Origin of the sequence: uncultured Kriegella sp. (assembly GCF_963975415.1) — a bacterium.
GTDB lineage: Bacteria > Bacteroidota > Bacteroidia > Flavobacteriales > Flavobacteriaceae > Kriegella.
Genome location: NZ_CAXBGN010000005.1, coordinates 416,627 through 426,123 on the forward strand (window position 1 = coordinate 416,627; position 9,497 = coordinate 426,123).

Genomic DNA, 9,497 nt, shown 5'->3' on the forward strand with positions numbered 1-9,497 from the left:
AAGTTTTAATACTATGAAAAAATATATATATGCTATTCATATACTTCTTGCGGGCTTTTTGACCTCATGTGTCAACCTCGACACGGAGCCAACGGATTATGCCACTTCTCTTAGCTATTATAGCAATGAAACGGAAGTTGAATACGCCCTAAACGGTGTATATGATAAAATCGGATCCAATTATATATTCGGGGGAGGTGATTGTCTCTCGACTCTTTTCGACACTACCGACCAGATGTGGGTAAGTACAAGCCCTTCAGTAGGTGTATATGACTATCCTGCATCCGATACGCGTGTGAGTATCATATGGAGGGAGTTGTATACAGGCATTGAGCGAGCCAATGTTTTACTTAAAAACATCCATGATGCAGAAATGGATGAAGACCAAAGAATGGTAACTATTGGTGAGGCAAAATTCCTTCGGGCATTTTATTATTTTATGCTGGTACAGAATTATGGCGATATTCCTTTGAAAACCGAACCTACCCAGTCAGCCAATGACGTGAATTTTGCACGTACCAATGCCTCTGCTGTATATGATTTCATCTATGCCGAAATGATGGAAGCAGAATCATTGGTGAATCCTATTACCGATTATTCCTATGCAGAGCGGGTTACAAAATCAGCGGTCCAGGGAATTTTGGCAAGGGTCAGTCTCTACAGAGCCGGATTCTTGAACCGAAAAGATAGATCTGAGGAACAGATACGGGAATATTATACCAACGCATTGTTCTGGGCCGAGAAAGTAATCAACTCTGGGTTACACGACCTTAACCCAGATTATGCCCAGGTATTTATCAATTTGATACAGGATAAGTACGAGACCAAAGAGAGTATCTTCGAAATAGGTCATTTTACCGATGGGGCTTCAGGTGTCTTCGGGACGGCTGAAATAGGGGATCTGGGGAACAACAACGGGATTCCTCAACGGCTTACCCAGTACGGCTTTTCAGGGGCTCAGTTCAGATTGCAGCCTAAATTGTTCAAGGCATTTGAGTATAACGATGAATATCAAGATGTAAGAAGGGATTGGTGCATAGCCGATTATCTATTTGTACGTGACTCCGATCCGCCTGAAAAAGAGTATTGGATCGATGTCGAAGGAGAGGCCTATGAAGACCCGAACAAGTTGTTGTATAGACGAATTGGTAAATTTAGAAGGGAATATGAATTGCAAGAGGATAAAATTAAAAATTACAACTCGACCAACAATCCCATATTGCGTTTTTCCGATGTGTTATTAATGGCCGCCGAAGCCGAAAATGAATTGAACGGCCCCACGCCCAAGGCCCATGAATATTTGAATCGGGTACGACTTAGGGCTCAAATTTCAGAAATTAAAAATATAGCCTCTAAGGACGATTTTCTAAAAATTATCCAGAACGAGCGATATACCGAATTGTGCTTTGAAGGTTTTCGTAGGATGGATTTGATCCGTTGGGGCATTCTAGTAGAGCAAATGAGGGAAATGGTAGATTTTAATAATGCCAATAGCGTAACCCATATCACTTTCAATCGGTCGGGGGTGAATATTTCCGAAAGGGATTATTACTTGCCCATTCCGGTTCGGGAGCTTTCACTGGATCCCCTATTGACACAAAATCCCGGTTGGTAATTTTAATGTAAAGACTAAAGAGATATGAAAAATATATATTCGATTCTAATATTGGTAGGTGTTTTGCTAACCGCCTGCCAAGACGATAGTGTAGAGGTGCCCACGCTGAACGTTTCTGTGAATAAAACCGAGTTCGTGGAAGGAGAACTCGCGCAATTTCAATTGACGGGTAGTGCCGATTTTGTTACATTCTTTTCAGGCGAAGTTGGAAGTAGGTATGAATTTTCCGAACGACTTTCCGCAGAAGGAACCTCTATCTTGAGTTTCAATTCGGCGGTAGCCAACGGAACCCAAGAGTCCTCCCTGCAATTATTGGTTTCCCAAGATATGACCATCGAGGGCGAAAGGGATAGTTTAGCGGTGGCGCAAGGAATTACTTCGGCCACGTGGACGGATATTACCGATCGTGCAGAGTGGGCCACCAGTAGTTCAAGTACATCATCCGGCGATATCGATTTGACCGATTTTTCGAATAAACCGGTGTATTTGGCATTTAAGTATACCGGCTATCCAGGTTCCGTTCAAAATAAATGGACCATTTCGTCCCTTGTGGTACAGAACAACCTACCGGACAGTACTTCGTATACCATTGCGAACCATACTACCTCGACCATAAATAATTATGGGATTTCCACTACGACAAGTCCAGGATGGGTAGGCCGTAATTTGGTGAATTCCTATAATTGGGGGGTCAGTTCCACTAATTTTGCAATTACGGGCTCCACCAATGCGGGTACAGCTGTCGAAGCGGAGGCTTGGTGTATATCAGGGCCCATTGATTTGACTCGTGTTACACCCAATGTGGGGAAATTGGTAAAGAACATGGCGGCATCAATGACCGATTACGAATATCAGTTCAACACGGCAGGAGAATACAAAGCAACCTTTGTCGGTAAAGCGAGCAATGTATACGGAGAGGAAGACGTAGTTAAAGAAGTAAATATAGTAGTTCAACCTCTAGAGGAGGAATAGCACTTTCACAGGGATCGGCCCACATTCGTGTGTCGGTCCTTTTTATCTTGGCCAAACTGAAATCCATATTCAAGTGGCCTTTAACGAACCATAATGGCCTATATCTATATCGGGCCGAATAGTACTAAATGGCATATCAAATTATACATATTAAAAAATTACTGGTGCTGCTTGTGATTCTTTCGCAATCACTTTTCGCCCAGGATATAGCGTCGTATATGGCCCGTAAGAGCCAAGTAATACATTCACTTAAAGATGTTACCTTGGTTGAGCGTGGAAAACATGGCCTGCCTAAGGCCATTGCTCGACTCGAAGCGAACCCGCGCGACGGGGCTGCACTGACCTATATTACGAACGACCTAGACAATCGCCACCAAAGCATGTTCGACTTTCCAGGGATTGCCCTGGCTTTATGTAGATATTGGGACAGCTTTGATGAAAAGCAGTTGGAAAAAATAAAAAGAGATTTGGAAAAGTTAGCCAAATCTGATAAAATTGATGGTGAAGGATTTTTGGGTCACGGTACCGAGAATCATGCCACGATGATGTGGTCCAGTGCCTATCTTTTTGGGCAGTTGTTCCCAGATGCCCGTTGGGCCAACGGCATGACCAGCGAAGAACTGATGGCCGATATGAAGGAGCGTTTGCGCAAGACCTTTAAAAACGTATATGATCACGGGTATACCGAGTACCTTTCCACTACCTATGAGGTGGTAATGAATTTTCCGGTGGAAATGGTAATGGAGTACGCCAAAGATCCGGAAATGAAGGCCATTGCCGAGGCCTTTATGCTCTACAAATGGTCGCTATTGTCATTGAACAACTTTGACGGGAATATTTTGGCGCCCTATGGACGGATGAACACACAACAGGACCATCTTTCCGATGAAAATTACATCGCGGCGACTTCCTATTACAATTGGTTGATGTGGGGTTGGGGCCCTGCTACCCCAAACGTAAAGATGAGCCAGTTTGATGACTATCAGGAGGCTAGCTATACCATATTTGCGGCCCTGTCCGGAGTGGTGCCCCCAAGCGTTTTCTTTCGCTTGGCCGGTAATGACACCGCCCCGTTCGAATTAAAGACCTCGGCCTCTTCTTTTGGGCCTTTTGGCTCCGGAGTACCTCATTGGATGATGCGCAAGGTATATCGCACTAAGACCTATGCCATTGGGACCGGAAATTTTCGCTGGACACCAGGGGGTGATTATGCGGATCACGATGCCAACGGTTTCAATATCGTATTCCAAAGCCCAGACCGCTTCAATTATATCAATTGTTTTCACCCGTATTGGTATAGCGACGGAGACGAAAAGGACCGTACCGCGGACACCTGGTATAAAGGAACCAACTCTCCCTTTCAACAGACCGCCCATTCCAAGAATACGGTAATCACACTCTTTAATATTCCGCAAAAGGATCAATGGGTCAATATGCCTAATGAGACCAAATGGGCCTGGCGCGATGGCCATACCGATGACCTGATTAAAAGGGGGATGTTGCGCTACCCCAAATCAGTAGATGAAAAAGTGGAGGAAAACGGTTGGATCTTTCTTCGGGAAGGAGATACCTATATTGGGATAAAACCCTTGAAAAGTTATTATGAACAGATCGATTTGAAAGGAAAGGGATTGGATGGATTCAATATTGTGAAAAGTGATCACGCCCAGACTGGTTTTGTATTCGAACTCGGGAGTAAAAGGGAATCGGGTACCTTCGAAAAATTTTGCCGAACCTTGAATAATAATCGGCTGTCCATAGATTGGAAGAAAATGAGGGTCACTTATACCGATAGTCAAAAGGAGAAGCTACAGATTCAATATCAGGAAGGGCTGCCTATAGCCCCAGAAAATAAAATGCCTGAACACTTGTCGAGAAAGGGTATTAAGGGGATGGCCGAATCGGTCCCTGTAGTAAAAATCGAAAACGAGGAGGAGATAGGGTACCGCCAATGGCCTATGATAGAGAGTCCGTCTATTAATATGGATGATAGTATTCTCAAAATTAATGATGGTCCAACAGCAATCACGGTCAATTGGCAAGGAAACATACCAGTGATTACTGCAAATTGATGCATTTTATGGATTTTAGATATGGGGAAATGAAGAAACTGGCATTCTTGCTTACAGTTTTGTGCAACGTATTGATTTCCAAGGCAGAAGTTGTGCTGCCAAATATATTCAATGATAATATGATGCTTCAAAGGGAGAAACCGGTAACCATTTGGGGCCATGCGGATCCGGCCGAGAAAATAGCGGTAGCTTTCAACGGACAGGAACATAAAACTTTGGCGGACACCAATGGAAACTGGGAGGTAACCCTAAAACCCATGGCTTTTGGAGGTCCATATTCGTTAAGCGTACAGGGTAGAAATACGATTGTGCTGCAGAATATTTTAATTGGGGATATATGGATCTGCAGTGGACAGTCCAACATGGAATTTTCGGTAAAACATGTTGAAGATGCTGACAAAGAGATATCTAATGCCCATTACCCTAAAATTCGTTCTTTTAGAGTAAAGAGGAACATGGGCTATGATCCATTGGAAGAAGTTGATGGGGCCTGGACGGAATGTAATCCCGAGACTGTGGGGCAATTTTCAGCAGTTGGTTATTTCTTTGCCCGGAAGGTCTATGAAGAGACAGGTATTCCAATAGCCCTGATTAATAACTCATGGGGAGGTACCCAAATCGAAACTTGGACAGATAGGGAGGTTTACAAAAAGCTACCGGCAGATTATTGGGAACGATATCAAAAAGGTGTTTTTGGCGAGGATCCAGTTAGGTTTATCGCTTCCCAAGAAATGGCACAAAAATCATTTCACGATGCAAAGAGAATTAAGGATGACAGTAAGGAGGAAGGATATTTTTTTCCAGCTGATATTTCCGAATTTAAAAAGTGTAAAATGCCCTTACGATGGAACCAATCCGAGCTAAAGAACATTGATGGGGTCGTGTGGTTTTATGCCGCCATCGACTTACCTTCTAATGCCATCCAAAATGAGGGTATCCTCAATCTGGGACCAATAGACCAAAAGGACATGGTGTGGATTAATGGAAAAAGCGTTGGGGAATCTGAAACTTATATGGAGGAGCGCAGCTATAAAATTACCAAAGGCATTCTAAAGGAGGGCAAAAATACCATAGCGGTCAGGCTTGACGATAATGGTGGGAATGGCGGCTTTGCGGGTACTGAAGAAAATCTGTTCCTAAAACTTGATAATAAAAAATATTCCTTGGTAGGCGATTGGACCTATAGAAAGGGGATTACCAGTGATATGTTCGGATACGAGCCCAATGCCCGTAATTTATATCCTGGTCTCTTATATAACGCCATGATAAATCCATTACTGCAATTTAAGATAAAGGGGATACTTTGGTATCAGGGAGAACACAATGTTGGTAGGTCGCAGCAGTACAAGACCTTGTTCCCTAATTTGATTAAGGACTGGCGGAAAAAATGGGGAGAGGACCTTCCATTTTATTGGGTACAGCTCGCCAATTATTTGAGAACCGATGATAAACCCACCAAGAGTACATGGGCCGAACTCAGGGAGGCACAAACCAGTGCGTTGGCACTTCCAAAAACCGGGGAAGCCGTCATTCTCGATCTGGGGGAGGCAGAGGATATCCACCCTAAGAATAAGCAGGATGTGGGGCAGCGTTTGGCATTGATTGCCTTACACAAGGACTATGGAAAAAAGAATCAGGTATATTCCGGCCCCTCCTTTAAGTCCGTGAAATTCAAAGGGCAGAAGGCGGTTATCTCCTTCAAAAACATGGGATCAGGTCTTATTACGTCAGATAATTCGGAAGAGGTACGCTGTTTTGCCATAGCGGGCGCCGACCAAAAGTTTGTCTGGGCCAAGGCTAGGATTGTGGGGAATAGGATTAGTGTGGAAAGTGACGCGGTCAAGGATCCAATGTATATCCGATATGCCTGGAGCAACAATCCAGTGATAAATTTGTACAACAAAGAAGGCTTGCCTGCTAGTCCCTTTAGGACCGATGACATTAAAAAATAGAAGAAAAATACCTGTGATTAAGCGAATGCTATACGTTGGGATTGTAATGCTCCAAATAGTATTGGGTCCTGTAAAGGCATTAGGGCAACGGAACCCCTCAGACCTGTTTGCGCCCTATCTGACCAATGAGGCACCCAAGATAGTTAAAGAGTTGGGCGAAGAAATTGAAAATGGGGTAAAACTCAGAAAAGTGATTTTTCAGTCCTACACCTATCAGGAAGCTGGAGTGATGAAAAATGCCGAAATCTTTGCCGCCATAGCGAGGCCTGAAAAGGAGGGAAATTATCCTGGTTTGCTCGTTTTGCACGGAGGGTCTGGACACGCGGAAATTGAAAAAGCAAAAAAATGGGCTACTCAGGGGTATGTTACGGTCGTCTTGGACGAGCCAGGCGTTGCCCACCCCGATAAAACACCGATGTCTCATGGCCCGTGGGAAAAATACAAATACGGGGAAAACCGTTTTGTAGTGCGACCCGAACTATCTTCGAGCACTCTTTTTTCCGCGGTTCTTGCTTCGATCCAAGGGCTTTACCTGCTATATTCCCAACCAGACGTCGCAAAGGACCGAATCGGGGTGACGGGCATTTCATGGGGGGGGTATTTGGCCACCTTTGTCTCAGGTTTGGCCAATTCAAAGATTAGGGCTTCTTTTTCGGTTTTTGGAAGCGGGTACTATGACCATGGGTCGACTTTTCTAAAAAATCTGGATGCCATGACTGCCAGGGATCGCGGAAAGTGGCTCAAGAACTTAGATGCGGGCCGGGTGGCCAAGCACATTAAGACCCCGTTTTTTATTGCGGCCGCAGCTAACGACAATTGGTTTTATCCTCCGGCAGTAGCCCAAACACTTCAGAGCATGAAAGGGGAAGCAAACCACTTGTACGCCCCCAACAACTCCCATAAAATAGAAGTTCCGGGAGGCACCAAAGGAAAGAGTGGCATGGAGCCCGGGTGGTTGTCCATGGAGCGGCTCTATTTTGAATATTACCTCAAAGGAAAAGGGAAGCGCCTCCCGAAAATACATAAGATGGAAACGGAAAGGATGAACAGCGGTTCCTACAAGGTGCGGTTTCAGGTAACTGGTCCAAAGCCCGTTGAAGGAGCTACTGTGTGCTTTGGCCCTGTAGGGGTCGATTGGCCCAAAAGGGAATGGGAGACCATTTGGGCCACCGACTTGAAAAACGGATGGTTTGAAGCGGAGATTCCCGCCCAGAAAGTAAAAGGAGGACTTTCGTGTTTTGCTTCCGTTTCAGATTCAAGACCTGTGACCGTCTCAAGTACAATTATCACCGTTAGATGATTTATAATCTAAAAAAAAGCCATATGTATATCAATACAGTAACGATTATATTTTCAATGCTATTTACATTTTCCTTGGTAGGTCAAAACAAGTATAATTTAAAGCAATTCCCAAAAGGAAAAACGCCACAGGATATTGGAATGCGAATTGCCGAAAAGTTTCTAAATACCTCGCATTCGCAGTACGGGAATACGCGCCCGCTCAAACCGCCCACGCAGATAACCTATCCCGATGTTTGTACATGGCTTGGCGGAATGTGGTTTGCCGAGGCAACCAAAAATGAAGAACTCTTTAATCGTTTTGAATCACGTTTTATACCGCTGTTGGGTGGGGAAAAGAACATGCTTCCCAAGGGCAACCATGTAGATAACAATGTGTTCGGGGCCGTCCCCTTGGAACTGTACCTGAAAACCGGGGAACAAAAATACCGCGATCTAGGCCTAAAATACGCTGACAGTCAATGGGAGGTGCCGATGGGTGCCACGCCCGAACAAAAGCAGTGGGCCGCAAAGGGCTATTCTTGGCAGACCCGTATTTGGATTGACGATATGTTCATGATTACTGCAATACAGGCACAGGCCTACAGGGTCACGGACAATCGCAAATATGTAGACCGTGCGGCTAAGGAAATGGTACTCTACCTGGATGAAATACAGTTGGGCAACGGACTCTTTTATCATTCGCCCGAAGCACTTTACAGTTGGGGCAGGGGAAATGGCTGGATGGCCGTAGGAATGGCGGAGATACTTCGGATACTACCAAAAGATAATCCCGACCGCCCACGTATTCTAGCAGGCTACCACAAGATGATGGCGGCCTTGTTGAAATATCAGGAGAAGGATGGTATGTGGCGCCAGATTATAGACGATGAGGAAGCCTGGAAGGAGACCTCGGCAACCGCCATGTTTACATATGCGATGATTACCGGTGTAAAAGAAGGCTGGCTTAACAAGAAAACGTATGGTAAGGCGGCCCGCAAAGGCTGGTTGGCGCTAACGGGCTACATCAATGCCGATGACGAACTCACCGAGGTGTGTGCCGGCACGAATATCTTGAACAGCCGTGATCATTATATGAACCGTCCAAGGATTGTTGGCGACCTTCACGGTCAGGCCCCTTTGCTTTGGTGTGCGACCGCCTTGGTGCGTTAATTTTTATTAAGAGGATTCAAACAGTAGTTCATGAAAAAGGAGATTTTTATAATTGTGTTATTTTTTGGAGTGGTATTTTCTGGTTTTTCCCAGAAAGAATACACTATCTATAAATTGATTGAAAACCTTTTCTATACCGACGTTTACGAGGGGGAAAAGGACTATTATATGAAAGCGGGCTGTAAACTGGATATCTATAACCCCGATAACAAAAAGGACTTTGCCGCGGTAGTCTGGTTCCATGGCGGGGGGCTTACAGGAGACGAAAAATCCCACACTATTAACGATTTTTAGGTTTGAGTTCGGATGATTCCTATCAAATAAAAACGTTAGAATAAAACAATCAATTTATGCAAAGACGGAATTTTTTAAAGAAGGTGCAGGTGGGCGGACTGGGGCTCTATATGGTGCCCAACGTTGCCTTGGGCTCCACGT

At 44.7% G+C, this 9,497-nt stretch carries 7 protein-coding genes; all 7 read left to right on the forward strand.

The genetic code is table 11. The features are described 5' to 3' along the window. Window positions 1–13: 13 nt before the first annotated feature. The 7 genes from AACZ88_RS14100 to AACZ88_RS14130 all read left to right on the forward strand — a co-directional run bounded on the left by AACZ88_RS14100 (window position 14) and on the right by AACZ88_RS14130 (window position 9,356). On the forward strand, window positions 14–1,615 hold the full coding sequence (locus tag AACZ88_RS14100; RefSeq protein WP_339711488.1) for a RagB/SusD family nutrient uptake outer membrane protein: 1,602 nt from the start codon (window positions 14–16) through the stop codon (window positions 1,613–1,615). Window positions 1,616–1,639: 24 nt separating this feature from the next. After that, window positions 1,640–2,587 carry a DUF5017 domain-containing protein gene (locus tag AACZ88_RS14105; RefSeq protein WP_339711490.1) on the forward strand — a complete coding sequence of 316 codons (948 nt, stop codon included), beginning with the start codon at window positions 1,640–1,642 and terminating at the stop codon, window positions 2,585–2,587. A gap of 128 nt (window positions 2,588–2,715) precedes the next feature. Next, window positions 2,716–4,659, forward strand: a complete 1,944-nt coding sequence (locus AACZ88_RS14110; RefSeq protein WP_339711492.1) for a hypothetical protein — start codon at window positions 2,716–2,718, stop codon at window positions 4,657–4,659. 8 nt (window positions 4,660–4,667) lie between these two features. Then, the gene (locus tag AACZ88_RS14115; protein ID WP_339711494.1) at window positions 4,668–6,611 is read left to right on the forward strand and encodes a sialate O-acetylesterase; all 1,944 of its coding nucleotides are present in this window, start codon (window positions 4,668–4,670) and stop codon (window positions 6,609–6,611) included. A 46-nt stretch (window positions 6,612–6,657) separates the two neighbouring features. Beyond that, window positions 6,658–7,911, forward strand: a complete 1,254-nt coding sequence (locus AACZ88_RS14120) for an acetylxylan esterase (protein ID WP_339711496.1) — start codon at window positions 6,658–6,660, stop codon at window positions 7,909–7,911. 23 nt (window positions 7,912–7,934) lie between these two features. Next, window positions 7,935–9,062 carry a glycoside hydrolase family 88 protein gene (locus AACZ88_RS14125; protein ID WP_339711498.1) on the forward strand — a complete coding sequence of 376 codons (1,128 nt, stop codon included), beginning with the start codon at window positions 7,935–7,937 and terminating at the stop codon, window positions 9,060–9,062. Window positions 9,063–9,092: 30 nt separating this feature from the next. Further along, window positions 9,093–9,356, forward strand: coding sequence for a hypothetical protein (locus tag AACZ88_RS14130; RefSeq protein WP_339711499.1), 264 nt, complete (start codon window positions 9,093–9,095; stop codon window positions 9,354–9,356). Window positions 9,357–9,497 lie beyond the last annotated feature (141 nt).